This is a genomic window from Arthrobacter pasteuri (assembly GCF_054510955.1).
Genome location: NZ_JBTNDO010000001.1, coordinates 578,415 through 603,677 on the forward strand (window position 1 = coordinate 578,415; position 25,263 = coordinate 603,677).

At 71.1% G+C, this 25,263-nt stretch carries 26 protein-coding genes and 1 riboswitch; of the genes, 9 read left to right on the plus strand and 17 right to left on the minus strand.

Annotated features, from left to right (window positions below; all coding sequences use genetic code 11):
* The first annotated feature begins 6 nt into the window (after positions 1–6).
* Genes ACX80H_RS02780 through ACX80H_RS02790 form a run of 3 tightly spaced genes read left to right on the plus strand, consistent with a single transcriptional unit; the run spans position 7 to position 4,633 of the window.
* Positions 7–1,032 (plus strand): 3-oxoacyl-ACP synthase III, encoded by a 1,026-nt coding sequence (locus tag ACX80H_RS02780; protein ID WP_459310874.1) that lies wholly within the window; start codon positions 7–9, stop codon positions 1,030–1,032.
* A complete protein-coding gene (locus ACX80H_RS02785; RefSeq protein ID WP_459310875.1) occupies positions 1,026–3,668 on the plus strand; it encodes an alpha/beta fold hydrolase in 2,643 nt (880 codons plus the stop codon). The genes ACX80H_RS02780 and ACX80H_RS02785 overlap by 7 nt, the downstream gene beginning before the upstream one ends.
* Complete coding sequence (locus tag ACX80H_RS02790; protein ID WP_459310876.1) at positions 3,665–4,633, plus strand: NAD-dependent epimerase/dehydratase family protein; 969 nt, start codon at positions 3,665–3,667, stop codon at positions 4,631–4,633. Before ACX80H_RS02785 ends, ACX80H_RS02790 begins: the two co-directional genes overlap by 4 nt.
* 107 nt (positions 4,634–4,740) lie before the next feature.
* On the opposite strand, the gene ACX80H_RS02795 is transcribed toward ACX80H_RS02790, so the two are convergent.
* From ACX80H_RS02795 to coaD, 6 genes are all read right to left on the minus strand, one after another.
* Positions 4,741–5,637 carry an NlpC/P60 family protein gene (locus ACX80H_RS02795; protein ID WP_459310877.1) on the minus strand — a complete coding sequence of 299 codons (897 nt, stop codon included), beginning with the start codon at positions 5,635–5,637 and terminating at the stop codon, positions 4,741–4,743.
* 2 nt (positions 5,638–5,639) lie between these two features.
* Positions 5,640–5,818, minus strand: a riboswitch (cyclic di-AMP (ydaO/yuaA leader).
* 141 nt (positions 5,819–5,959) lie between these two features.
* A complete protein-coding gene (gene mutM, locus ACX80H_RS02800; protein WP_459310878.1) occupies positions 5,960–6,934 on the minus strand; it encodes a bifunctional DNA-formamidopyrimidine glycosylase/DNA-(apurinic or apyrimidinic site) lyase in 975 nt (324 codons plus the stop codon).
* Complete coding sequence (gene rnc / locus ACX80H_RS02805) at positions 6,935–7,675, minus strand: ribonuclease III (RefSeq protein WP_459310879.1); 741 nt, start codon at positions 7,673–7,675, stop codon at positions 6,935–6,937.
* Between the two features lie 74 nt (positions 7,676–7,749).
* Complete coding sequence (gene rpmF / locus ACX80H_RS02810; RefSeq protein ID WP_087076034.1) at positions 7,750–7,953, minus strand: 50S ribosomal protein L32; 204 nt, start codon at positions 7,951–7,953, stop codon at positions 7,750–7,752.
* A 2-nt stretch (positions 7,954–7,955) separates the two neighbouring features.
* The gene (locus ACX80H_RS02815; RefSeq protein WP_301227153.1) at positions 7,956–8,522 is read right to left on the minus strand and encodes a YceD family protein; all 567 of its coding nucleotides are present in this window, start codon (positions 8,520–8,522) and stop codon (positions 7,956–7,958) included.
* A gap of 107 nt (positions 8,523–8,629) precedes the next feature.
* Positions 8,630–9,151: a pantetheine-phosphate adenylyltransferase gene (coaD, locus tag ACX80H_RS02820; RefSeq protein ID WP_459310880.1), complete on the minus strand. Its 522-nt coding sequence runs from the start codon at positions 9,149–9,151 to the stop codon at positions 8,630–8,632.
* 138 nt (positions 9,152–9,289) lie between these two features.
* On the opposite strand from coaD, the gene ACX80H_RS02825 reads away from it, so the two are divergent.
* The 5 genes from ACX80H_RS02825 (at position 9,290) to ACX80H_RS02845 (ending at position 13,102) form a co-directional block, all read left to right on the plus strand.
* Positions 9,290–10,525, plus strand: coding sequence for an aminotransferase class I/II-fold pyridoxal phosphate-dependent enzyme (locus ACX80H_RS02825; protein WP_459310881.1), 1,236 nt, complete (start codon positions 9,290–9,292; stop codon positions 10,523–10,525).
* Positions 10,522–11,364, plus strand: coding sequence for a spermidine synthase (locus ACX80H_RS02830; RefSeq protein WP_459310882.1), 843 nt, complete (start codon positions 10,522–10,524; stop codon positions 11,362–11,364). The genes ACX80H_RS02825 and ACX80H_RS02830 overlap by 4 nt, the downstream gene beginning before the upstream one ends.
* A 19-nt stretch (positions 11,365–11,383) precedes the next feature.
* The gene (locus tag ACX80H_RS02835) at positions 11,384–11,596 is read left to right on the plus strand and encodes a hypothetical protein (RefSeq protein ID WP_459310883.1); all 213 of its coding nucleotides are present in this window, start codon (positions 11,384–11,386) and stop codon (positions 11,594–11,596) included.
* A gap of 61 nt (positions 11,597–11,657) precedes the next feature.
* Positions 11,658–12,254: a hypothetical protein gene (locus tag ACX80H_RS02840; RefSeq protein WP_459310884.1), complete on the plus strand. Its 597-nt coding sequence runs from the start codon at positions 11,658–11,660 to the stop codon at positions 12,252–12,254.
* A 116-nt stretch (positions 12,255–12,370) separates the two neighbouring features.
* Positions 12,371–13,102: a YcnI family copper-binding membrane protein gene (locus ACX80H_RS02845; RefSeq protein WP_459310885.1), complete on the plus strand. Its 732-nt coding sequence runs from the start codon at positions 12,371–12,373 to the stop codon at positions 13,100–13,102.
* A gap of 93 nt (positions 13,103–13,195) precedes the next feature.
* Here ACX80H_RS02845 and rsmD read toward each other — a convergent pair whose 3' ends face one another.
* The 11 genes from rsmD to ACX80H_RS02900 form a co-directional block, all read right to left on the minus strand.
* A complete protein-coding gene (gene rsmD / locus ACX80H_RS02850) occupies positions 13,196–13,768 on the minus strand; it encodes a 16S rRNA (guanine(966)-N(2))-methyltransferase RsmD (protein WP_459310886.1) in 573 nt (190 codons plus the stop codon).
* 10 nt (positions 13,769–13,778) lie between these two features.
* Positions 13,779–14,858, minus strand: a complete 1,080-nt coding sequence (locus ACX80H_RS02855; protein WP_459310887.1) for a sulfate/molybdate ABC transporter ATP-binding protein — start codon at positions 14,856–14,858, stop codon at positions 13,779–13,781.
* The gene (locus tag ACX80H_RS02860; RefSeq protein WP_459310888.1) at positions 14,858–15,688 is read right to left on the minus strand and encodes an ABC transporter permease; all 831 of its coding nucleotides are present in this window, start codon (positions 15,686–15,688) and stop codon (positions 14,858–14,860) included. The genes ACX80H_RS02855 and ACX80H_RS02860 overlap by 1 nt, the downstream gene beginning before the upstream one ends.
* Positions 15,689–15,742: 54 nt before the next feature.
* Complete coding sequence (gene modA, locus ACX80H_RS02865; protein WP_459310889.1) at positions 15,743–16,540, minus strand: molybdate ABC transporter substrate-binding protein; 798 nt, start codon at positions 16,538–16,540, stop codon at positions 15,743–15,745.
* Complete coding sequence (locus ACX80H_RS02870) at positions 16,537–16,941, minus strand: TOBE domain-containing protein (protein WP_459310890.1); 405 nt, start codon at positions 16,939–16,941, stop codon at positions 16,537–16,539. Before ACX80H_RS02870 ends, modA begins: the two co-directional genes overlap by 4 nt.
* 41 nt (positions 16,942–16,982) lie before the next feature.
* Complete coding sequence (locus tag ACX80H_RS02875; RefSeq protein ID WP_459310891.1) at positions 16,983–19,214, minus strand: ATP-dependent DNA helicase RecG; 2,232 nt, start codon at positions 19,212–19,214, stop codon at positions 16,983–16,985.
* Positions 19,204–20,148, minus strand: coding sequence for a DAK2 domain-containing protein (locus tag ACX80H_RS02880; RefSeq protein ID WP_459313352.1), 945 nt, complete (start codon positions 20,146–20,148; stop codon positions 19,204–19,206). The genes ACX80H_RS02875 and ACX80H_RS02880 overlap by 11 nt, the downstream gene beginning before the upstream one ends.
* 22 nt (positions 20,149–20,170) lie before the next feature.
* Complete coding sequence (gene thiL, locus ACX80H_RS02885) at positions 20,171–21,178, minus strand: thiamine-phosphate kinase (protein WP_459310892.1); 1,008 nt, start codon at positions 21,176–21,178, stop codon at positions 20,171–20,173.
* Positions 21,179–21,233: 55 nt separating this feature from the next.
* Entirely contained in the window at positions 21,234–22,655 is a 1,422-nt protein-coding gene (locus ACX80H_RS02890; protein WP_459310893.1) for a sugar nucleotide-binding protein, read from the minus strand.
* A 4-nt stretch (positions 22,656–22,659) separates the two neighbouring features.
* Positions 22,660–23,658 (minus strand): dTDP-glucose 4,6-dehydratase, encoded by a 999-nt coding sequence (rfbB, locus tag ACX80H_RS02895; RefSeq protein WP_459310894.1) that lies wholly within the window; start codon positions 23,656–23,658, stop codon positions 22,660–22,662.
* Between the two features lie 113 nt (positions 23,659–23,771).
* Complete coding sequence (locus tag ACX80H_RS02900; RefSeq protein ID WP_459310895.1) at positions 23,772–24,584, minus strand: hypothetical protein; 813 nt, start codon at positions 24,582–24,584, stop codon at positions 23,772–23,774.
* Positions 24,585–24,772: 188 nt separating this feature from the next.
* Between ACX80H_RS02900 and ACX80H_RS02905 the strand changes: the two genes are divergently transcribed.
* Positions 24,773–25,261: a DUF3515 family protein gene (locus ACX80H_RS02905; protein ID WP_459310896.1), complete on the plus strand. Its 489-nt coding sequence runs from the start codon at positions 24,773–24,775 to the stop codon at positions 25,259–25,261.
* Positions 25,262–25,263 lie beyond the last annotated feature (2 nt).

Consider the following 25,263-nt stretch of genomic DNA (forward strand, 5'->3'; position numbering starts at 1 on the left):
GGAAATTTGACCGGTAACGCGACGTTTCGACATGACAACACGGCCTTGCTCGCCGTCACGAGTGTGGAGGCGCCGGTAGTCGTCAGTTCCGCAGAGTTCGACGAACGGCTGGCGCCCAGCCTGAAAAGGCTCCGGCTCTCGAAGCGGCTCCTCGAGCGCGTGGCCGGCGTGACGGAGCGCCGCTGGTGGTCGCCCGGGTCCGACTTCGACGACGCCGCCATCGAGGCGGGAGCCAAGGCGATGGCGGAAGCCGGCATCGAACCCGGTGACGTCGGCCTGCTGATCAACACCTCGGTGACCCGCCGCAACCTCGAACCGTCCGTCGCCGTGAAGATCCACCACTCCCTGGGTCTCCCGTCGTCCGCCATGAACTTCGACCTGGCCAACGCGTGCCTCGGCTTCGTCAACGGCATGACCCTTGCGGCCAACATGATCGACTCCGGGCAGATCAGGTATGCCCTGATCGTCGCCGGCGAGGACGCCCAGCGGACCCAGGAAGCGACGTTCAAGCGGCTGAACCGCGAGGACTCCACCCGTGAGGACTTCCTCAGCGAATTCGCGACCCTCACCCTCGGCTCCGGGGCTGCCGCCGCCGTCCTCGGTCCCGCCGACCTCCACCCCGGGTCCCACCGCATCCTCGGCGGCGTCTCACGTGCCGGCACCCAGCACCACGAACTGTGCGTGGGCGGCATCGACGGCATGTACACCGACACGAAGGGCCTGCTCGACGGCGGGCTCGAACTCGTGGTCACCGCATGGCACGAGGCGCAGGCCGACGGCTGGTCGTGGGGCGCGATGGACCGCTACGTGACCCACCAGGTCTCCAACTCCTACACCAACGCCATCATCAAGGCCGTGGATCTCGAGCGCGAGCGCGTTCCCATCACCTTCCCGCACTGGGGCAATGTCGGACCCGCATCGCTGCCGATGACCCTCGCGCAGGAGTCCCAGTCGCTCTCCCCGGGAGACCGCGTGCTGTGCCTGGGCGTCGGATCGGGCCTGAACACCTCCATGATGGAGATTGCGTGGTAGCACTCCCCGGCGTTGACCCCTCGTGGTCGACGTACATCGACGTGCCCTCGTCCAGTGCCGCGGACGCTCTGGGCACCAGCCATCGCTGGCACTACCTCGACAACGGGCTCGGCCGGGACGGCACCGGCAGCGTCCAGGGGACGCTCCTGTGCGTCCACGGCAACCCGACATGGTCCTACCTGTGGCGGACCTACCTCGCCGCCGGGCTGGAGGCCGGGTGGCGCGTGATCGCCGTCGACCAGCTCGACATGGGCTACTCGGAGCGGACGGGCGTCTTCCGGCGCCTCGAACACCGCATCACCGATCTCGAGGACTTCGTCGCCGCGGTGGGCCTGTCGGGGCCCGTGGTCACGGTGGGCCACGACTGGGGAGGCGTCGTCAGCCTCGGCTACGCGAACCGCAACCGGGACGACCTCGCCGCCGTCATCCTGACCAACACGGCCATCCACCAGGATCCCGCCCGCCCGATCCCAGCTCCGCTGCGGCTCGCGCTCGCTCCGGGCGTGCACGGGCTCGGCACCAGGACCAGCAGCGCGTTCCTGGACGTGACCCTGTCCCTCGCCCGGCCGGCCCTGGACCCGGGCGTCCGCCGCGCCTTCCGGGATCCCTACCGCACGGCCGCCGCACGCCAGGGCATCGCGAACTTCGTCTCCGACATCCCCGTCGGTGCGTCCCACCCGAGCCACGGCGCCCTCACCGCGACGGCGGAGGGGATCCGCAGCCTGGACGTGCCCGTCCTGATGATGTGGGGCCCGCACGATCCGATCTTCTCCGACCCCTACCTCGAGGACCTCGCCCGCCGGATGCCGCACGCGGACATCCACCGCTTCGAGCGGGCCGGCCACCTCGTGCAGGAGGACGCCGACACGACGTCGACGGCCATGGAGTGGCTCGGGAACCGTTCCGTCGGGCGGTCCCTCCCCGGGACGGAACGGGACGGTGTCGGACAGGATGTCCAGCAGGATGTCCAGCAGGACACCGCGTACCTGCCGTTGGGCGCACGCATCCCGGAACTGGCGGCCGGTCCCGCCGGGGCCACGACCGCCGTCGCCGAACTGACGTCCGCCGGGACGCGCACGCTGTCCTGGCGCGAGCTCGACGACGACATCAGCGCAGTCGCCGGCGGCCTCACCGCGCTCGGCTTCGGCGCGGGCAGCAGGGTGAGCCTGCTCGTGCCGCCCGGTGTGGACCTGACCGTCCTGATCTATGCGTGCCTCCGGATCGGCGCGGTGATCGTCGTTGCCGACGCCGGACTCGGGGCACGCGGCCTCAGCCGGGCCGTGAAGGGTTCCTCGCCCGACGTCGTCATCGGCATCGAGCGGGCACTCCTCGCTGCGCGCGCCTTCGGCTGGCCGGGGCGCCGGATCAGCGTCGCTCCGCTGTCGCCGGCGAGGCGGACGGCACTGCAGGTCGAGGCCTCGCTGAACGACCTGCGCGCCGCCCGTCCGACGGACCCCCCGGAGGCCGCGCCCGACGCCGACGCCGCCATCCTCTTCACGTCCGGTTCCACCGGGCCGGCCAAGGGCGTGGTGTACACGCACCGGCAGCTCTCCGCCATGCGCGACGCCGTCGAGACCACCCTCGGACTGGGCCCCGGAGCCGCGCTCGTCGCGGGCTTCGCGCCCTTCGCCCTGCTGGGTCCTGCCCTCGGCGTGACGTCGGTGACGCCCGACATGGATGTCACCGCTCCCCGGACCCTGACCGCCCGGGCACTGGCCGACGCAGCCGCTGCCATCGACGCGACCGTCGTCTTCGCGTCTCCCGCAGCCCTGCGGAACGTGCTGGCGACCTCGGCCGACGTCACCGGATCCGGCCGGGCGGCCCTGGGCAGGATCTCCCTTCTGCTCTCCGCCGGCGCACCGGTTCCCGTACCGCTCCTGGAGGCCGTGCAGGACCTCGTACCATCCGCCGTGCTCCACACGCCCTACGGCATGACGGAGTCGCTGCTCGTCGCGGACGTCGACCTGGCGGGGATCCGATCCGGTACCACAGCGGCGGCGACCGGGCTCGAAGGCGCCGGCAACGGCGTCTGTGTCGGCCGCCCTGTCTCCGGCACCCGCGCCGCGGTCAGCCCCCTCGACGGCACGGGAGCGGCGACGGGAGAACCGACGACCGCCCCCGGGGTGACGGGTGAGATCCTCGTCGACGCCCCGCACGTCAAGGACCGCTACTTCCGCCTGTGGAGGACGCAGCAGGAGTCGTCGCGTACCCCGCCGTGGCACCGAACGGGGGACGTCGGCCACTTCGATGCCGAAGGCCGCCTGTGGGTCGAGGGCCGGCTGGGCCATGTCGTGACAGCGGCGGGAGGCGTCCTGACCCCGGTCGGGCTCGAGCAGGCGCTGGAGGAACTCGACGGAGTGCACCTCGCCGCCGTCGTGGGCGTCGGACCCACGGGCACCCAGGCCGTCGTGGCGGTCCTCGAGGCGGAGACGGCAGGACGGCGCCCCCGTCTGGCAGACCCCCGGCTCGCGGCAGCTGCCCGGGTGGCTGCTCGGGAGCTCGGCGTGGACCTCGCGGCCGTTCTCGCCGTGCCCGCACTCCCGGTCGACATCCGCCACAATGCCAAGATCGACCGGACCCGCGTCGCGGCGTGGAGCGGCCGCTTCCTGTCGGGCGGACGGGCAGGATCCCTGTGACCGTCCTCGTGACGGGGGCCAGCGGCATGCTGGGCCGGGCCGTCGCGGAACACCTCCTGGCCGCCGGTTCCGATGTGCGGTGCTTCCAGCGCCGTCCGTCCGGCATCGACGGGGTCGAGGAGCTCCTGGGCTCGATCGGGGACGCCGGGGCGGTCGCGGCTGCGGTACGGGGCTGCGACGCCGTCATCCATCTCGCCGCGAAGGTCTCCTTCACCGGGACGCCGGCCGAGTTCGACTGCACGAACGTGGAGGGGACCCGGCTCCTGCTCGACGCCGCGCAGGAGGCCGGCGCCACCGACGTCGTGTACGTCTCCTCCCCGTCCGTCGCCCACGACGGGACGTCGCTGGTGGGCGCTCCGGCCGGCCCCGCGGACCCGGAGTACGCGCGCGGACACTATGCACGGACCAAGGCGGCGGCGGAGCTGCTCGCCCTCGCACGCTCGACGCCGGAGTTCCGCGTGGCGGCGGTGCGGCCGCACATCGTGTGGGGACCGGGCGACACACAGCTCGTCGAACGCGTCCTCGAGCGGGCCCGGCACGGTCGCCTGCCGCTGCTCGACGGCGGCACCGCACTCATCGACACCACCTACGTGGACAACGCGGCGTCGGCCATCGTCGCCTGCCTCCACCGCATGCAGGCTGCACAGGGGCAGGCGTTCGTGGTCACGAACGGCGAGCCGCGCCCCATCGCGGAGTTGCTGGGCGGCATCTGCCGCTCCGGCGGCGTCCGTCCCCCCGCATGGTCGGTGCCGGGGCCACTGGCCCGGGGCGCGGGTGCGGTCATCGAACGGGCATGGTTAGCACTCGGACGCGCGGAGGAGCCTCCCATGACCCGCTTCCTGGCCGAACAGCTCTCCACGGCGCACTGGTTCGACCAGCGGCACACGCGGGCGGTGCTGGACTGGCAGCCGTCCGTCAGCATCGAGGAGGGCCTCGAGCGGCTCGCGGCGCACTACCGCGGCTGACCCCGGCACCAGGAACCGACCGACGGAACAGACAGGGAAGGGCGGGATGCTGTGCATCCCGCCCTTCCTTCGTATCGTCCTGGTACCGGCGCAGGGCCGGTGCAGGGTTATCGCGTGTAGTAGCCGTCCACCGACATGGCGTTGACCGAGTGCACGAGCGTTCCCTGCGAGGGGTTGAGCGCGCTGATCATCTCGCCGTTGCCGAGGTAGATACCGACGTGGCTGCCGCCGTTCTGGCTCACCAGGTCGCCCGGCTGGGGGTTGCTGGTGGGCGTCAGGGCCGCGAACTGCGACCAGGTGGTGCGCGGCAGGCTGACGCCGTTCTGTGCGTAGACCCACTGCACGAAGCCGGAGCAGTCCCAGGCGCCGAAGGAGGTGCCGCCGTAGACGTATGCCGAGCCGAGGCCCTGCATCGCGGTCGCGGTGATGCCGCTGGTCGCTACCGGCGTGAAGGCTGCGGCCTGCGTGCTGAGGCCCGTCGAGTTGCCTGCCGGAGCAGCTGCGGGAGCAGCGACCGGAGCGGCTACGGGAGCAGCGACCGGAGCGGCTACGGGAGCAGCGACCGGTGCGGCTGCGGGGGCCGCGAGGATGGCTGCGGACTGGACGGAGTACTGCTGGGGTGCAGCGGAACCGCCGAGGGAGATCGACTGGCCGGGGTAGATGACCGAGCTGTACCCGAGGCCGTTGGCCGTGAAGACGGCCTGGAGGCTCACGCCGTGGGCTGCTGCGATGCTGCCGAGGGTGTCCCCGGCCTGGACGGTGTAGGTACCTGCCGCAGCGGTGGTCGCCGCTGCCGGCTGGGTGCTGGTGGACTGGACGCTGATCTCGCCGGCGGCGCTTGCCGGAAGCGCTGCACCGAGCATGATGCCGGATGCGGCAACGACGACGGCGGCGGGCTTGCCGGCCACCGAAGCAGAGGCGCTGACCGCGCGGGATGCGGTGACGAGGGGGTTGGTGCGCGTGGGGACTGCCCGGTGGCGCGCGGAAGTGTTCTTCTTGGACATGCTGTTGCCTTTCCCAATGCCTACGAAGTTAGCTGTCGGGTTCGGATGGGACATCCGGACGCGTTTCCCGTAGACCACCGCCCCCGGTGCTGGTCTACGCGCGTCTTAACCCCAAGGACTCTCAGGTGAGTCCGCTATTGGTTCCCCCGCCCCTGTCGAACGTGTTGAGCGAACGGTCCATCCTCATCGACAGGGTTAGGCAGTGCGAGGATGGGCGCCCGTCCGTGGTGGACCGGGCGCGGGCTTAACCGTACGCGGTCGGACGCGTCTTGTCACGTTTGGGTCACGAACCCCGCACGACGACGGGGTTCCGGGGCCTCGGCTAGGATCGCGCGTTGCGCGGTCTTGGCTGGCAGACGGGGCAGAGGAAGGACGACCGGTTCATGAAGGCCTCCCGTCGCAGGAGGGTCGTCCGGCCCTCCGACAGGCACCGGCGGCAGGGCTGCCCGGCACGCCCGTAGGCTTCCAGATCGCGCGCGAAGTAGCCGGACGCTCCGTTGACGTTGACGTACAGCGAGTCGAAACTGGTGCCGCCGGCCTCTAGGGCCCGCCGCATCACGGTCGTGACCGCCTCGACGACGCGGAGGGTGTCCGGCCGGCGGAGGGTGTCGGTGGGACGCGCGTAGTGCATCCTCGCCGCCCACAGGGCCTCGTCGGCGTAGATGTTCCCGATGCCCGAGATGAGGCCCTGGTCGAGGAGTGCGCGCTTGAGGCTTGTCCTCCGCTCCCGGAGCCGGCGGTGAAAGGACTCCGTGGAGAACGCGGGGTCGAGGGGATCGCGGGCGATGTGCGCGGCCTGCCGGGGTATGAACGGGAGGCTTCCGCCCCCGAGCCCGCCCGGCCGGCCATCGGTCGTCCGCTCGAGGTCCGTCACGAACATACCGCCGAAGATCCGTTGGTCCACGAAGCGCAGGTCTGCCGGAAGCGGAGTGCCGTCCGCATCGGTTGCGGCGGACAGTCTCAGCCGCACCTTCAGGTGCTTCTCCAGCGGCGCGTCGGGCTCCTCGATGAGCAGCTGCCCACTCATCCCGAGGTGGGCCATGAGGGCGGTGGAAGGAGCACTGGAGGGAGCGCTGGAGGGGCCGTCCGGATCCTCGAGGATCATCCAGAGGAACTTCCCGCGGCGGACGACGTCCGTCACGCGGGCGCCCGTGACGTTGCCGCGGAAATCCTCGACCCCGTGGACATGCCGTCGAAGCGATCGCGCGTCGAGGACGTCGACGTCCTCGACGGTCCGCCCGGTCACCCAGCGCGCCAGGCCCCGGCGTACCACCTCGACCTCGGGGAGTTCAGGCACTCAGGCCCTGTCCGCGGCGGACCCGCCGACCGCGTCGGGCCTGACGTCCGCAGGAACCCCGGATGCGTCCGCAAGGAGTCGCCAGGACTCGGCCGCCGCAGCCTGCTCCGCTTCCTTCTTGGAGTGCCCGCAGCCGGATCCGTAGTCGACGCCGCCGATCACCAGGCGCGCCGTGAAGGTACGGGCGTGGTCGGGGCCGGTCCCTTCGACCTGGTAGTCGATCAGCCCCAGGCGACGGGCGGCGGCGGTCTCCTGGATACGGGTCTTCCAGTCGGTGCCCTCTCCGAGGACCGCGGAGTCCCGCAGGAGCGGTCCGATGAGCCGCATGACCATTGCGCGTGCGGTCTCGATCCCGTGGCTCAGGTACGCCGCCCCGATGACGGCTTCCATCGTGTCCGCGAGGATGGAGGCCTTGTCTCGGCCGTTGGTGAGCTTCTCACCCTGGCCGAGCAGCACGTAGTTGCCGAGATCGAGGGAACGGGCAACCCCCGCCAGCGCCTTGGTGCTGACGACGGCGGAGCGCCGCTTCGCCAGTTCACCCTCGGACAGACCGGGATTGTCCCGGTACAGCGCGTCCGTCACCGACAGGCCGAGCACGGAGTCGCCGAGGAACTCCAGGCGCTCGTTCGTGGGGATCCCGCCCTGTTCGTAGGCGTAGGACCGGTGCGTCAGGGCAAGACGAAGCGTCTCGGTGTCGATATCGACACCGAGACGCCTCGTGAGTTCTGCTGTATTCTTCACAACCGCATCAGCTGATCCAGCATCGGACGGATGCCTGCCGCAGCACCGGGCGTGCGGCAGGCCATGGTCCGTTGTCAGACGTCGGCTACCTTGCGGCCCTTGTACTCGAGGAACAGCGGGGTACCGGCTGAGTCGGTGACAACCTTGGCCTGGTGGGCGAGGCTGTAGGTGACGCGGCCGTTCTCGATGGTCTTGACCAGCTTGGGGGCGGTTGCCTTCCACTGGGACCGGCGTGCGCGGGTATTCGCGCGGGACATCTTCCGCTTCGGGACAGCCACGGCTAACTCTCTTCTCTCTCGTCTGACTCTGACTTGGTTGCCGCGTCATTCTCAGCGGCGGTGCCCGCCAGCCCTGCAAGGGCTGACCAGCGAGGATCCAAAACTTCATGGTGGTGGTCCGGATCATCGTTGAGCCGGGCTCCGCATTCGGAGCACAGACCCTTGCAATCCTCCCGGCACACCGGCTGGAATGGCAGCGACGTAACCACTGCATCCCTCAGCACGGGTTCCAGATCGACCGAATCGTTCTCCACCCTGTACTGTTCTTCGTCCTCTTCCACCGACAGCGACTGGGAGTCGCTGTAGAAGAAGAGTTCCTGGATGTCCACATCGCGGTCGAACCGCAGTGGCTCCAGGCAACGGCCGCACTCGCCGGTTACCTCGACGTTTGCCGTTCCCGACACCAGGATTCCCTCGTGCACCGATTCGAACCGCAGGTCCAGTTCCATCTCGGAACCTTCCTGCACACCGATCAGTGCGACGCCGAAGTCCTTCGGTGCCGGTACATGTTCTTCAACTGTCCGCATGCTTCCCGGACTGCGTCCGAGATCCTTGACACTGAAAGTCAAAGGCGAACTGAGATCGCTTTTAATGGTGACTCCTGTAGAACATATGACCGACGTACCATCTTAGCCTGATGAGGCGGGCAGTCCCAAAACCGGCAGCAGGTGGCGGGTCACGCCCCTTCCGGCCGATCGCCGGCACTCCGTGACGTGCCCGGCGCCCCGCCGGCCGGCACCAGGCGGCGGAAGACCGCTTCCGGAACGAACGGCTGCACATCGCCGCCCAGGAAGGCGACCTCTTTCAGGAGGGTCGAGGAGACGTGCGCGAACTCGCTTCCCGTCGGCAGGAAGACGGTGTCGACGTCGGCGAGGTGGCGGTTCATCGTGGCCATGGGGAGTTCGTAGTCGAAGTCGAGCCCGGACCTCAGTCCCTTCACCAGCGCCGTCGCACCGTGCTCCCTGCAGAAGTCGGCCAGGAGGCCGGAGCCCATCGGGAGCACCGTGACGCCATCGAGGTGCGAGAGGCTCCCCGTGCAGAACGCGATGCGCTCGTCGAGGGTGAACCGGTACTTCTTCGCGTAGTTCGTCGACACCGCGACGATCACCTCGTCGAAGAGGCGGGCGGCCCGGCTGATGATCTCGACGTGTCCGTTGTGGAGGGGATCGAAGGATCCGGGGCAGACGGCGCGGCTCATGCCCCCACGCTACCCAGTCGGGCGGGCCCCGTGGGAACAGGACATGCGGAAGGAGCACCGGGAGCCGAGGACGCGGGGCGCCCCCTTCCGGGTCGGCGCGGGAGGCCTCCGGCCGGCAGGAGCGGCGATACTGGTGTCATGACGACGGAAGCGCGCACGACCATCCCCCCTGCCAGTGGCACGGCACCGTGGGCGAGAGCGGCGCGCGGCGCGAACCTGCTCGGCAGTGACGGCAGGCTCGGCATCACGATCTTCGAGGAGGTGACAGCCCTCGCGCAGCAGCATTCGGCGATCAACCTCGGGCAGGGTTTCCCCGACGAGGACGGACCGCAGGAGATCCTCGAGGCTGCCCGCGCCGCGATCGCCGAGGGCGCCAACCAGTACGCCCCCGGGCAGGGGCTCGCCGTCCTGCGCCATGCGATCGCCGCGCACCAGGAGCGTTTCTACGGCCTGCACGTCGATCCGCAGACCGAGGTCATCGTCAGCACCGGGGCCACCGAGTCGATTGCGGCCGCGATCCTCGCCTTCGCCGGTCCGGGCGACGAGGTGCTCACCTTCGAGCCCTTCTACGACTCCTACGGCGCCGTGATCGGGCTCTCGGGTGCCACCCACACCACCGCGCCCCTGAGGGCTCTGGATTTCCAGCCCGACGCCGCCGGCCTCGAGGCCGCCTTCAGCGAGCGCACCCGGGTCGTCGTCGTCAACAACCCGCACAACCCGACGGGCAGCGTCTTCGCCCGTCCGGCCCTCGAGCTCATCGTGCAGCTCGCGGAGCGCTACGGGGCCATCATCGTGACGGACGAGGTGTACGAGCACCTGACGTTCGGGAGCGGGCACCTGCCGATCGCTTCCCTGCCGGGGGCCGCCGAGCGCACCCTGACCATCTCCTCCGCGGGCAAGACGTTCTCGGTAACCGGCTGGAAGATCGGCTGGCTCAGCGGCCCCGCCGAACTGGTGGCGCAGGTCCGCACCGTCAAGACCTTCCTGACGTACACCTCGGGAACGCCGTTCCAGGGGGCCGTCGCCCTGGGCCTGGGGCTGACCGACGAATACTTCTCCTCCGCCGCGGCGACGCTGCGGAAGAAACGGGACCTTCTGGGTGAGGGCCTCCGGGCAGCCGGTTTCGACGTCTTCGAGCCGCAGGGCACGTTCTTCACCGTGGTCGATGCCGCGCCCCTGGGCATCGACGACGCGACCGACCTCGCGCGACGCCTGCCGTCCCTGGTCGGGGTCGCGGCCATCCCGGTGGCGGTGTTCTGCCACGAGGAGGGCGCCGAGCACACGCGCTCCATGCTCCGGTTCGCGTTCTGCAAGAAGTTCGACGTGATCGAGGAGGGCGCCCGCCGCCTCGCCATGCTGCGGGAGCGTGTATGAGCACGTCCCAGGGGCCGGAGTCCGACGGCGACTTCGACGTCCCCACGCGCTGGCTGCCGGGCGCGGCTGCCTATGCGGAGATCGACGAGGACGCCTACATCGACGGGGCGCTGATCCTCAGCATCGGTGGAGCCCAGCAGTCCCACGTCGACATGCGCCATCCGGACCGGGTGTTCTACGAATACCTCCAGCGCATCGCGCGGGTCATCGACCTGGTGCGGCCCCCTGCCGCTCCCCTGCGGATCCTGCACCTCGGCGCCGGGGCACTGACCCTCGTCCGGTACGTCCAGGCGACCCGTCCGGGGTCCGTGCAGGTGGCGGTGGACCTGGAGGCCGACCTGATCGACTTCGTCCTCGACGCCATGCCGCTCCCGGACGGCACGATGTGCGAGGTCGTCGCCGCCGACGCCGCGGACGCGGTCCTCGAGCAGCCGGATGCGGCGTTCGACGCCGTCGTGCTCGACATCTTCGCCGGAGCCGACGCACCGGCCCACCTGACCGGCGCGGACTTCGCGGCCCAGCTGTTGCGGGTCTGCGAGGAGGACGGGGTCGTCCTGGTGAACGTCGGGGACGACCCGCCGCTCGCCTTCGCCCGCGCGCAGAGCCGGCAGCTGTCCGCGCTCGCGGCCGGGACCGCCGTCCTGACCGAGGCCGGCATGGTCGGCGGCGAGCATCCCGGCAACGTCATCATCGCCTCCCGCGCCGCGGGCTGGCCGGACGCCTGGACGCCGGCACTCCTCGCGGCAGGGCCGCACCCGGCGGCCGTTCTCGTGGGCTCCGGACGCGAGGCCTTCGAGCAGGATTTCCCGCGGGCCTCCGGGCCGGGATGCGCTGAGTAGCCCGAACGGCACGAGCGGCGTGGAATCCGAGTACCCCCTCCTCGCGACCACGGGATCGATTCCGGCTCTCCTCGGTGAGGACCCGGACACCTGCCTCCTGATCGTGCCGGAGGTCCTGCTCAGCTGGCATCCCGTTCGTCCGGAACGACCCGCGCGCGTCCTCGGCCCATCCGCGAAGCCGCCCGGCCCGAACCACGTGCACGCAGGCTCCGGCCGTGCGGCGGTACCCTGAGGAAGAAGCCTGAGGATGCCGGGCTCGCAGGACCGAAGAACGGAACGGGGAGGAGACAGCAGTGGCAGGCCTTCCCTATCTCCGGTCCCTGGTCCTCGTCTCGCTGGTCATGTCGGTGTCGTCCGCGTCGCACCTCCTCGCGGGGGGCCATCTGCCCGCCCCTGGGGTCCTGCTCCTGTTCGGCGTGCTCCTCCTCGTACCGATGACGCTGCTCGGCCGGCGCAGGCTCTCCCTCCGCTCGTCGCTGCTGGCCATGGGCAGCGGCCAGGTGCTGCTGCACACCCTCCTCGGGATGACCGCCGTCCCCGCAGTGTGCGAGAGCTCCTCGGCCCTGCCCGGCCACCATGCCGCGTTCGAACTCGCCTGCTCGCCCGTGGCGCGGGATGCGATGGGCCCGGCGGCGGGCGACGCCCCCGTCATGGTCCTCCTCCACGGGATGGCCACGGTCCTCCTGGCCCTCGCCACCTCGCGGAGTGACGAGGCCGCCGCCCTCCTCCGCGCCTGGCTCCTGCCGCTCCTGGCCCTTCCCGCCGTCGCTCCCCCGGCTCCGACGCGCCGCCCGGTCCTCGACGTGCCGCCGCCCGTCCCGCCGCTGTCCGTCCACGCCTCGGTCCCGACACTGCGGGGTCCCCCGCTCCCCGGACCGCAGCCCGCCTGACCCTGCCTTCCCCGACGGAACCCGGGTCGGCCGGCGGTCCTGCCCCGATCCCGATTCCTCATTCCCTGCTGCCGCCCGCCCTCGCGGGCTGCAGCGCATTCCTGAAAGGCAGTTCCATGACGTCGTCCTACCCCCAGCGCGCCTTCACCGGTGTCGTCCTCACCACCGCCGGACTGATGGCCCTCGGCCTCGGCGCCGCAAGCGCCCACGTCTCGGTCGCACCCACGTCCACGTCCGAGAACGGCTATTCCCAGCTCACCTTCAGCGTGCCCAGCGAATCCGAGACCGCAGCGACGAACAAGCTCGAGGTGCAGCTTCCCACCGCCCAGCCCTTCACGTCGGTCCGGGTCAAGCCCGTCGAGGGCTGGACGGCGGAGGTCGTCTCCGGCGCCCTGCCCGAACCGGTCACGACGACCGACGGCGCAACGCTCACCGAAGCTCCCCTGTCCGTCGTATGGACCGCGGAACCGGGCTCGGAGATCTCGCAGCAGGAATACCAGACCTTCTCGATCTCCGTGGGACGCCTGCCCGAAGCAGGCTCCACTGTGATGCTCCCGGCGATCCAGTCCTACACCGACGGCGAGGTCGTCGAGTGGAACCAGGAGACCGAGGGTGCGGAGGAGCCCGAGAAGCCGGCACCGTCCTTCGTCACCACCGCGGCGGTGGAGGGCGACGGATCGCACGGAAGCCCGGAGGCTACCGAGGCCCCGGAGGCCATCGACGCCGAGCAGGCCTCGGACACGTCGGCAGGATCCCCGTCGGCACTCGGGTGGGCAGGCCTCGTCGCGGGCCTGCTCGGACTGGCCGCCGGCGGAACCGCACTGGTCCGGACGCGGCGCCGGGCATAGCCCTCCGGGAAGGACGGCGGACTCCCAGCGCGGTGCCGGCAGGCGAACCGGCACCGCGCCCCCGGGGTCTCCCCGACGGCGGACGGTAGCGGCTCAGTCGACGGCGGGCTCCAGGAACCACAGGCGGGTCTCGCCGTACTTCTTGTCCGAGAAGCGCTCGAGCCACGCGGGCCATTCCGGTTCCGGCGACCTCGCGGAGCGCTCGACCACGACGACGGCGCCCTCCGACAGCCTCGACCGCAGCGCCGTGAGGACGGCGAGCACCCCGTCCTCACGGACGCTGTAGGGCGGGTCCATCAGGACCAGGTCCCAGGTCAGCTCCGGCGCCACGCGCTCGAGGTACGTCTCGACCTTCGTCCGGTGTACGCGGACGGCCGTCCAGCCGAGCACCCGGTTCACCAGGTCCGCGTTGCGCTGGGCGACGGCGGCCGCCCGGTCCGCGGATTCGACGAGGTCGACGGACGCCGCACCGCGGCTCGCACTCTCCACCCCGAGCGAACCGGACCCGGCGTAGAGGTCCAGGACGTGCGCTCCGTGGATCACTCCGTAGGATTCCAGGCTGGAGAACAGGGCCTCCTTCACGCGGTCCGACGTCGGCCGCGTCCCGTTTCCCTCGACACTGGTCAGGGTCGAGCCGCCCGCGGCTCCGGCGATGATTCGGGTCATGCTGACGACTCTATCGTCCGCCCGCGGGACTTCGCAGACCGGTCCCGTCCACCGGGTAGACTGTTGCATCCGCGGGACGGACGCCGAGGAAGACCCGCACGCCGGGAGCGATTCCGAGCCCGACGGCGGCCGCCGGCGCGACGTCGGCCGCAAGCCCCGCCGCATGCACCCGCACGAGGTCGCCGCGGTGTTCGATGTCGTCGACCTCCGCTCCGATCCAGCTCCACCCCGCACCGGCCTCCGCTGTCCGGGACACCCCGACGCTGACCGGGCGCACGGCGAGGGCGAGGCGCGCTCCGACCGGCGTCTCATGCTCCAGCGGTACCTCCAGCCCGTTGTCCGCCCGGAATCCCGCCGTCGTCCGCCGCCCCGGTACGAGGTTCAGGCCGGCGAGGCGCGCGCCGAAGCCGGTCACGGGGCGTGTCAGGACGTCCCCTGTGGCGCCCGATTCGACGATCCTTCCGCCCTCGAGGATGAGCACCCGGTCCGCGAGCAGGAAGGCGTCGAGCGGGTCGTGCGTCACGAGGATGGTCGGGCGTTCGGCCAGGACCTCCCGCAGGAGGGTGCGGAGGGCCGGGGCGACGCTGACGTCCAGTGCCGCGAGCGGCTCGTCGAGCAGGAGCAGCGACGGGTCGGCGGCCAGCGCCCGGGCGACGGCGACGCGCTGCGCCTGCCCGCCCGACAGCTGGGCGGGCCTGCGGGAGGCGAGGTCGTCGACGCCGACGCGTTCGAGCCAGTGCCGCGCCGTCGACCGTGCTGCGGACCTGTGCTGCCCGCGGCTCCGTGGACCGAAGGCGACGTTCTCCAGCACCGTGAGGTGGGGGAACAGCAGCGCTTCCTGCGCCAGGAGCGCGACACCGCGGTGGCGTGGCTCGGTCAGCACGCGCCGGCCGGCCCCGACGTCGAAGAGGAGCGTGCCGTCCAGTTCCGCCCGGCCCGCAGCCGGCGCCAGGAGCCCCGCCACCAGGTCGAGCAGGGTGGACTTCCCCGCCCCGTTCGGGCCGAGGACTGCGAGCGTCTCCCCCGGGGCCAACTCGAACGAGACGTCGAAACCCCGCTCAGGGAGGGTCGCCGTGAAGGTGAAGCCCATCAGCGGACCGGAGCGCGGTCGTTCGCGGGCCGGCTGGACGGCACCGCGCTGCCCCCGAGCGGCCGGACCCGGTGTGCGACGCCGACGACGGCGATGGCCACTCCGACGAGGATGAGCGAGAGGGCGACGGCGGCGTCCGGGTCCGTCTCCCGCTGCAGGTAGACCTCCAGCGGGAGCGTTCTCGTGGTGCCCTGGAGGCTGCCCGCGAAGGTCAGCGTGGCCCCGAATTCGCCAAGTGCCCGCGCGAAGGAGAGCACTGTCCCCGACACGAGCGACGGCAGCACGACGGGGAGGGTGATCCGCCGGAGGACCGTCCAGCGCCCCGCTCCGAGGGTCGCCCCGACGGCCTCGTAGCGCGTGCCGGCCGAGCGGAGTGCCCCTTCGAGGCTGAGGACGAGGAAGGGCAGCGCCACGAAGGACTGCGACATCACGACGGCCGTCGTGGAGAAGGCGATGTCGATGCCCAGTGCGTGGAGGCTGCTGCCGAGCAGTCCGCGCCGCCCGAAGGTGTAGAGCAGGGCGATACCGCCGACCACCGGCGGGAGCACCAGCGGTAGGAGTACGAGCGACCGGACGAGCCGCTGTCCCCGGAACGACGTCCGGGCGAGGACGAGGGCCATGGGCACGCCGACCACGACGCAGAGGAACGCGGCCGTGAGGGAGGTCCTCAGGCTGAGCAGGAGCGCCGCCTGCGCGCTCTCCGACGTGACGAGGGGGACGAAGCGGGGCCAGTCGACCCGCAGGGCCAGAGCCACCAGCGGCAGGACTACGAACAGGCCGCCCACGACGGCGATCGCCACCACCCAGCGGGGCAGGCTCGCGCCGCTCACCGCGCATCCCCGGTGCCGGCGGCCGGCGGGCGGGGTGCTCGACGGCGGGCCGGTTCAGGGCGCACCGAAACCAGCCGCCCCGAGCACTGCCCGCCCGTCCGCCCCGAGCACGTAGTCGACGAAGGCCTGCGCCGTTGCTGTGTCCTTCCTCCCGGAGAGCGCAGCGATGGGGTAGGTGGTCGTCGCACCGGCTGCCTCGGGAAGGGGGATGCCGAGCACCGCATCCCCGGCCGCCCGGACGTCGGTGACGTAGACGAGGCCTGCATCCGCCTCTCCGGAGACCACCTTCCCCAGGACATCGGTGACGGACGACTCCTCGCTGACCGGCGTCAGGTCGACGTCCGCGGCCTCCTCGACCTGCGCCGTCACTGCCCCGCAGGGGACCTGCTGCGCGCAGACGACCGTCTTCACGCCGGGCCGGGCGGCGTCCGCAAGGGACGAGATCCCTGCGGGATTGCCGGAGGGCACGGCGAGTTCGAGGGTATTGGTGGCGAACGGGACCGCGTCTCCGGCGAGCAGCTCCGTACCCGCGACCCGCTCCAGGTTCCTCGTGTCGGCGGAGGCGAAGACGTCGGCGGGCGCGCCCTCGGTGATCTGGGTGGCGAGGTCGGACGAGCCCGCGAAGGTGAGCGTGACGTCCGCGCCGGGGTGTGCCTCCTCGAACCGCTCAGCCAGGTCGGTGAAGGGCGCCGTGAGGGATGCCGCGGCGAAGACGGTGATGGCGCCGTCCACCGCGCCGGTCCGCTCGGGGCTCCCGTCCGCAGCAGCGTCACTCCCGCAGCCGGTGGCCAGCACGACGACGGCGGGCGCGGCGAGGGCCAGGAGCCGGAAGCGGGAGGGCCGCGTCCTCACGCCTTCCCGCCCGGGGTCTCGATGATGACGGTGGTGGCCTTGACGACCGCGATCGCGACGGACCCCTCGGTGAGCCCGAGGTCACGGACGGCCTCACTGCTCATCAGGGACACCACGCGGTGCGGCCCGCACTGGAGTTCGACCTGCGCCATGACGGTGTCCGTGATGATGTCGGTGACGATGCCGACGAACCGGTTCCGCGCGGACCGTCCGATGTCCGACGGATCCCCGGGCAGGACGGCGTTCCGCCGGGCGAGCCGCGCGAGTTCCAGCGCATCGACCACGACCTTGCCGGAGGAATCCTTCGTGCTGCCGAGGATGCCACCGTCGCTCCAGCGGCGGACGGTGTCGTCACTGACACCGAGGAACCGCGCCGCATCGCCCACCCGTATCTGCGTCATGAGATGGATGCTACCCCCGCAGGTGCGGAAGCGCTCGTTCCTCATCCCTTCTCGAGGAACGCTTCCTTCTCGGGGTTCAGGTAGAGGTCGATCGCGAGCGAGAGCCCCGGGTAGTCGTGCAGGTCGGGATCACCCGCGACGATCTCCTGTGCATCGGCGCGCGCCTTCTCGATGACCTTGCCGTGCTGGGTGATCCTCAGGAAGCGCAGCGCCGAGCGGCCACCGGACTGCGAGGCCCCGAGGATGTTCCCTTCCCGCCGCAGCTCGAGGTCCTTCTGTGACAGCTCGAATCCGTCGGTCGTGGAGGCCACGGCGGACAGCCGCTCACGGCTCGGGTGCCCGGGTTCCAGTTTCGTGACGAGCAGGCAGGTGCCCGCGTGGCCGCCACGGCCGATGCGGCCCCGCAGCTGGTGGAGCTGGGAGATGCCGAAGCGATCCGCGTCCATGATGACCATGAGCGTCGCGTTCGGCACGTCGACGCCCACTTCGATCACGGTCGTCGCGATCAGCAGCTGCACGCTGCCGTCGGCGAAGCGCGACATCACGTCCGCCTTGTCCTGCGGGTCCATGCGCCCGTGCAGCATGCCGCTCGCGACGCCCTTGAGCTGCGGGATCCCGCCCAGGGACTCGACGAGTCCGACGACACTGGTGAGCTCCTGCTGCCCGCCGGGCTTCCGCTCCGCCGCGGGCTCCGCGTAGAGCGCCTCGGGCGCGTCCTCCTCCGTCTTCCCGTCGTCGCCGATCTTGGGGCACACCACGTACACCTGCCGGCCGGCGTCGATCTCCTCGCGCGCCCGCGACCAGACCCGGTCCATCCAGGCGGGATGCTCGGTGAGGCCCACCTCGTGGGTGGCGATGGGCGAACGGCCGGCGGGCAGTTCGGAGAGCGTCGAGGTCTCGAGGTCGCCGAACACCGTCATGGCGACGGTCCGCGGGATGGGTGTCGCCGTCATGACCAGGACGTGCGGGGAGGTGCGGGCCTTGGTCCGCAGGGAATCCCGCTGCTCCACGCCGAAACGGTGCTGCTCGTCCACGACGATCAGGCCGAGGTCGAAGAACTCCACGTTGTCGGACAGGAGGGCATGGGTCCCGATGACGATCCCCGCCTCACCCGACGCGGCGTCGAGGAGCGACCTCTTGCGCTGCGCCGTGGACATCGAGCCCGTCAGCAGGACCACGCGTGTGCCGTCCGCGGCACCGCCCAGCATCCCGCCCTCGGCGAGCGGTCCGAGCGTCCGGGTGATGGACTGGAGGTGCTGGGCGGCCAGGACCTCGGTGGGCGCCAGGAGCGCCGCCTGCCCGCCGGCATCGATGACCTGCAGCATGGCCCGCAGCGCCACGAGGGTCTTGCCCGAGCCGACCTCCCCCTGCAGCAGCCGGTTCATCGGGTGGTCGCGCGCAAGGTCCTCGGCGAGCGTCCGGCCGACGTCGAGCTGGCCCTGCGTGAGGGTGAAGGGCAACCGCGCATCGAACTGGTCGAGCAGGCCTCCCCCGTGAGGCGGCCGGGCCGTCGCTTCCTCCCGGGCCGCGAGCGCGCGGCGCCGCGCGAGGGCAGCCTGGAGGACGAATGCCTCCTGGTACCGGAAGCGGTGCTGGGCGCGGAAGGCGTCCTCGACCTGCAGCGGCCGGTGCACGAGTTCGTAGGCCGAGGCGAGGCTCAGGAGTTTGTCGCGCCGGGCGATCGACGCCGGGACGGGATCATCGAGGTCCGAGAGCCGCAGCGTGTTGAGGATGATCCCGACCGCGGTCGCGATCTGGTCGCTGCCGAGCTTCTCCACCGCCGGGTAGACCGGGATGGGCCGGTGGACGTCCTCGGGGTCGTCGCCCTCGTCGAGGAGGGCGTACCGCGGATTGGTGAGTGAGAGCTTCCCGCGGTACACGGTCACCTTGCCCGAGAACATGGCGCGGACGCCGGGCTTGAGGTCCCGCGCGGCGGCGAATCCGTTGAAGAACGTCAGGTTCATCCCGCCGAGCCGGCCGTCGGCGTCGTCGGTGATCACCACCTCGAGCAGCATCCCCTTGCGCGTGTGCATCCGGCGCGACGCGGCGGACTGCACGCGGGCGATCAGCGTGACCTCCTCGTCGACCGGGACGTCCGCGATGGGCGTCAGCTCCCCCCGCTTCAGGTAGGTGCGGGGGAAGTGGTTGAGCAGCTGGCCCACGGTGGTGATGCCGAAATGCTTGGCGAGCTGCTTCGCGACCGGCCCGAGGTGCCGGTCGAGCGGTGCGTCGAGCTCCGATGCGGTCACCGACCGCGCCGCGTCAGGAGTCACCGGCCTCGGCTCCCACGGTGGGAGCGGCGAGCTGCGTCACCGAGATGTTGACGGGCGTGCCTGCGGCGTGGATGAGGGCGAGGGCAGGACCGGGGTCCGGGACGTGCACGTGGACGCGCCAGCGGTAGCCCTCCTCCACCGCCGTGACGGCACTCATGATGACAGAATCGCCCAGTTCGTCGAGGTGCAGGCGGAGCGTCGCGGCATCCAGCGGGCTCAGGTTGATCGTGCACATGACCTCGACGCCCTCGGCGTCGCCGCCGTCGTGGATGTGCGGTGCCTGGATGTCGTAGCCGTGGAGCCCGTCGAGCAGCTCGTCCTGCAGCTCCTCGCCGAGCGCGGCCGCACGGAGCGCGTCGAGGACCAGCAGGAAACCGACACCGCCGGCATCGACCACCTCCGCGCGGGTGAGCGGACCGAGCTGGCTCTCGGTCCGCACGACCGCCAGCAGCGCGTGCTGCACACAGCCCCTCAGGGCCAGCGCGAGCGCGTGGTTGCTGTCGTCGCCCGAGTGTCCTGACGCAGCCTCGGCGGCACCCCGCGCGCTCGACTCGAGGACCGAGAGCATGGTGCCGGGGACGGGATCGCTGAGCGCAGACCAGCTGCGGATCTGCGCGCGGTGCAGCGAGGACGCCAGGAGCGTGCACGTCAAACGGGTGGCTCCGTGCAGTGGCTCGGCGAACGCCGCGAGGAAGACGGCGAAGAGGGTGCCGGAGTTGCCGCGGGCATCCTCCATGGCGGCCCTGCCCGCGATGGCGAGCAGCTCTCCGAGGTCCGAGGTCCCGGCCTCGTGGGCTGCCTGCGCCGCGGATCGGACGGTCTGGTAGAGGTTCGTGCCGGTGTCGCCGTCGGCCACGGGGAAGATGTTGATGGCATTGAGGCGGTCACTGTGGTTGCCGAGGGACTCTTCGGCCTTGCTCAACCAGCGCTTCATCGCCACGGCGTTCGCGGTGATTTTAGTCTGCAAAGTGATCCCATCCCCCGAGGGCTGTCGCCTGCGACTCCAGTGTCACCTGCGGCGTGCCCGGCACTACCGAGCCTACCGCAGTGAACCCGGGGGGCAGCAGGGCGTCCTGCGGGAAGGTGGCGAGGAGCCCGTGGTCCTCACCGCCGCCGAGCACCCAGGCCATCGGGTCCTCCCCCAGCAATTCCGCCAGCGGCGCCAGCGGATTGGCATACTTCTGCAGGACGTCCGGATCGAGGTCGAGCTGGACCCCGCTCGCGGTCGCGATCCGGCCGGCGTCGCGGACCAGGCCGTCCGAGATGTCAAGCATCGCGCTCGCTCCGGCGGCCGCAGCCGCAGGACCGGCACCCAGCGGTGGGCAGGGGCGCAGCTGGGCGGCGACGAGATCCTGCCCCGGCGAGCCGAAGTCCTCGACCGGGCGGCCGTCCTCCAGAATGGCCAGGCCCGCTGCGGCGCGGCCCAGCGTCCCGGCCACAGCGACGGTATGGCCGGCTCGCGCTCCGGAACGGAGGACCGGGGTCCGGCCCTCCAGCGTTCCCGTGACCGCCGCGGTGATCACGAGCTGGCCGCCACCCCCGAGGTCGCCGCCGACGACGGAGCATCCGGCGGCACCGAGACCGCGAATGGCGGCGGCGAGTCCGCGCGCGCAGTCCTCGACCCAGTCCACGGGTGTCTGCGGCGGAAGGGTCAGGCTCACCACCAGGGCGGTCGCCCTGCCGCCCATCGCGTTGATGTCGCTCAGGTTCTGGGCGGCGGACTTCCAGCCGACGTCGTAGCCCGTGGTCCGGAAGCCGTTGACCCGCATCAGCCGGAAATCGTGGTCCTCGACGAGGGTGTCCACGGACACCACGACCGGTCCGCCGTGGTCGGCCAGCACCGCGGCATCATCACCCGGGCCGACCACCGTCCCGGTGGCCGGGCCGAGCAGCGGGAAGATCCGGGCGAGCAACTGGCCCTCACTCAGGTCGCTGACAGCGGGGCGCTGCGAGGTCTCGGTCATGATGCCTACCGTACGGTGCGCGGCCGACACTGCGGTCCGGGGCGGCCGGGCCGGCTCACGCCGTCGTCAGCGCCGCGACGTACGCGGAGAGCCGGTCCGACGACGCCGCCGGAGCGAAACCCGCCGCCTTGAGCTTCGAAAGGTCGAGCGTGCTCAGGAGCGGACGCGGCGCCGCTTCCTTTCCCGCGAAGTACGCCTCCGTGCTCACACCGGTGACGTCCGCCCGGTCCCTGCCGCAGAGGGCGTACACGTCGGCGGCGATCTCCGCCCAGCTCTGCGCGTCGCCGTCGTTCGTGACGTTGTAGGTGCCGAACGGTGCCGCCGTGGCCAGGAGGTGCAGGATCGCCGCGGCGATGTCCTCCGTGAAGGTGAGGCGTCCGATCTGATCGTCGACGACGCTCGGCGAGATGCCGCGGCCCGCGAGGCCGGCCATCGTCCGGACGAAGTTGTTGCCCTCGCCGATCACCCAGCTCGTGCGCAGGATGTAATGGCGGGGCACCGTGGCGACGAGCGCGTCACCCGCGGCCTTGGTCTGTCCGTAGACGCCGAGCGGGCTGAAGGGCTCGGCCTCGTCGTGGAGTTCCTGCGACCCGTCGAAGACGTAGTCGCTGGAGATGTGGACCAGGGTCAGACGGTGGGCACTGGCCACCCGGGCGAGGGCGGCGACGCCCGCGACGTTGACGGCCCAGGCGGCCCTGCGGCCCTCGGGCGTCTCCGCGGTGTCGACGGCGGTGTAGGCCGCGGCGTTGATGATCGTGTCGTAGGACGCCCAGGGCCGTGCGTCGTCGAGGGTCCCGCCGAGCAGGTCGAGTTCGGCGCGCCCTGCGAACTCGACGGCGGGGTGGCCGGCGAGTGCGGCGCGCAGCGCCTTGCCGAGCTGCCCGTCGGCGCCCACGACGAGCGTCCTGCGCGGCGCGAGGGGCGTTACGTCGGCGAGGCGCGGGTGGTTCCGGTCCTTCTCGGACAGTTCCGCGTCGGCGAGCGGGATGGGCCAGTCGATGGCTGCCGTCTCGTCGGCGAGGTTGAGGAACACGTACTGGTCCTGCGCGTCGGCGGACCAGTGGTCGTTGACGAGGTAGGTGTAGGCGGTGCCGTCCTCCAGGGTCTGGAAGGCGTTGCCGACCCCGCGCGGGATGAAGATCGCCGTCGACGGATCGAGCTCGGCCGTGAAGACGGCACCGAAGGAGGGGCCCTCGCGGAGGTCCACCCACGCCCCGAACACGCGTCCCGTGGCGACGGAGATGAACTTGTCCCACGGCTCGGCGTGGATGCCGCGCGTGGTGCCGGCGGTCTCGTTGAAGGAGATGTTGTTCTGCACGGGACCGAAGTCGGCGAGGCCTGCCGCGGTCATCTTGGTCCGCTGCCAGTTCTCCTTGAACCAGCCCCGGTTGTCTCCGTGGACAGGGAGGTCGAAGAGGATGACGCCGGGGATCGGCGTCTCGCGGGCAGCAAGGGGCTTCGAGAAGGCGGGTCCCATGGCCTTACTGCCCCAGCTCGGTGTACTTGGACTCGGTGACGGCCTTCTGCGGGCGCCACCAGTCCTCGTTGTCCCGGTACCAGGCGATGGTGTCGCGCAGGCCCTGCTCGAAGTGGTGGAACTCGGGGGTCCAGCCCAGTTCGGTGCGCAGCTTGGTGGAGTCGATGGCGTAGCGCAGATCGTGTCCGGCGCGGTCCACCACGTGGTCGTACGCGTCGGCGGGCCGGCCCATCTCCGTGAGGATGAGTTCGACGACGTCCTTATTGTTCCGCTCGCCGTCCGCGCCGATCAGGTAGGTCTGCCCGATCTCGCCCGTGGTGAGGATCGTCCACACCGCCGACGAGTGGTCGTTCGCATGGATCCAGTCCCGCACGTTCAGGCCCTCGCCGTAGAGCTTGGGGCGGACGCCGTCGATCACGTTGGTGATCTGACGGGGGATGAACTTCTCGACGTGCTGGTACGGCCCGTAGTTGTTGGAGCAGTTGCTGATGGTCGCCTGGACGCCGAAGGAGCGGACCCATGCCCGTACGAGCAGGTCCGACCCTGCCTTCGTCGAGGAGTAGGGGCTCGAGGGGTTGTAGGGCGTGTCCTCGGTGAAGCGCGCCGGGTCGTCGAGTTCGAGGTCGCCGTAGACCTCGTCGGTGCTGATGTGGTGGAACCGCTTCCCGTACCGGCGCGCGGCTTCGAGCAGCGTGTAGGTGCCGATGATGTTCGTTTCGAGAAACGGCCGCGGGTCGTGCAGCGAGTTGTCGTTGTGCGACTCGGCCGCGTAGTGCACGACGGCGTCCGCGCGCTCGGTCAGCGGGTCGACGACGGCGGCGTCGGCGATGTCCCCGACGACCAGTTCGAAGCGGTCGCCGGGCAGCCCCTCCAGCGACGCATGGTTGCCGGCGTAGGTCATCTTGTCGAGGACGGTGACGGAGGCGTCCGTGTGCTCCATCAGGTAGTGGACGAAATTGGACCCGATAAAGCCGGCGCCGCCGGTCACCAAGAGATTCTTCACGTCCTGCACTTTACCGGGCGGAACCGGCGTCGCCGGAGCAGGGCACGGCCGGGTCCTCGTTTCCGCAGCGCGGGAGGCGCCCGTCCGGTACCAGGACGGGCGCCTCCCGCGCCTCAGGACTGGTGCCGGCCTCGCCGGCGGACGGCGAGGACCGCGACGACGCCGAGCGCGACTGCGAGGATCCCTGCGCCGATCCACGCTGCCGGGGCCGGGGACGAGGTCCGTGCCTCCTGCACCGCCTGGGCCGTGCCGGCGGCGGTGGGCGTGCCGGGGCGGCTTGCCCGCGGGGTCGCGCTCGTCGAGGACGTCTCGGCCGGAGCCACCGGGGCGGCGGGCGCCTCGGTGGCCGGGGCAGGCGTACCGGAGGGCGACACCGATGCAGCGGCGGACACCGTTGCCGTCGCGGACGCTGGTGCCGTCGCCGTCGCCGTTGCCGGTGCTGTCGCTGGTGCTGTCGGCGACGGGGGCGGCGTCGTCCCCCCTGGACCCGGAACCGGAGCGGCGACCTCGCCGTCGACCTCTACGGCCTCGCCCGTGACCTCGTCGTAGCGCAGGTTCGTGTAGATGAGGGTGTCGGCGAACAGGAGGTTCCCGGTTCCGGGCTCGATCAGGTAGCCGGTGGCAGGGTGGACCAGGAATCCGGTGCGTGCGTTGATGGCGAAACCGGTTTCCGGGTCGATACCCGACGTCGCCGTCGGATCGCCGGCGGGCGGAGCCGGTTCGACGAAGGTGGCGGCCGGCTGCGGCTGCTGCACCACCGCGGGTTGCTGCCCGGCCACGGCGGGCAGGACGGGGGCCGGCTCGGGTTCGACCGCGGACGCTGCCATCGGTGCGGCGAGGACCGCACCCGCGAGGAGGGCGGCAGCGGCCCCGGACAGAATCCTCGTACTGGCGGGTGTCGGGGTGCGGGTGTGGGGCGCGTTCATGTGTCCTCGGCTCGGGCTCTCGCCCCCGGCGGGCTGCAAGGCGACGCGCGGGGTGCGGGTGGAACAGCAGCCTGAGACCGGCTGCGGCTCTCGAATCCTACTGTCGGCGGTATTCCCAGCCCTGCTTTCCGGGGAGGACGACGCCGTCGTGTCGCTCCGGTGCTCGGGCCACCTACTAGGGTGGAACCATGCCTGCCCTCCCCCGTGCCGGAACCCGCCTGGTGCCCGCGGCGGTGCTGCTTCTCGCGCTGTCCGGCTGTGCCTCCGCGGTGGATGTCGACCCCGCCGACGATGCCGCGAACGCCCGGTGCGCCGACGTGATGATCGCCCTGCCACCGACGGTCGCCGAGAACGATCAGCGCGAGACGACCAGCCAGGCGACGTCCGCCTGGGGGGATCCCTCGAAAGTTGTCCTGCGATGCGGGGTGACCGTTCCCGGACCGACCACCGACCCCTGCGTGACCGTGAACGACGTCGACTGGGTGGTCCGCGAGGGGGACCCGGCCTGGACCGCCACCACCTACGGGCGCGACCCCGCCGTCGAGGTCCTCTTCGACCCGGACGAGGTGGCGTCGAGCACCGTCCTCGTGGAACTCGGGGACGCGGTGTCGAGGATCGGGCAGACGCGGGCGTGCGTGGGACTGTCCGACGCGACCCCGGCACCCTCGGACGGCTGACT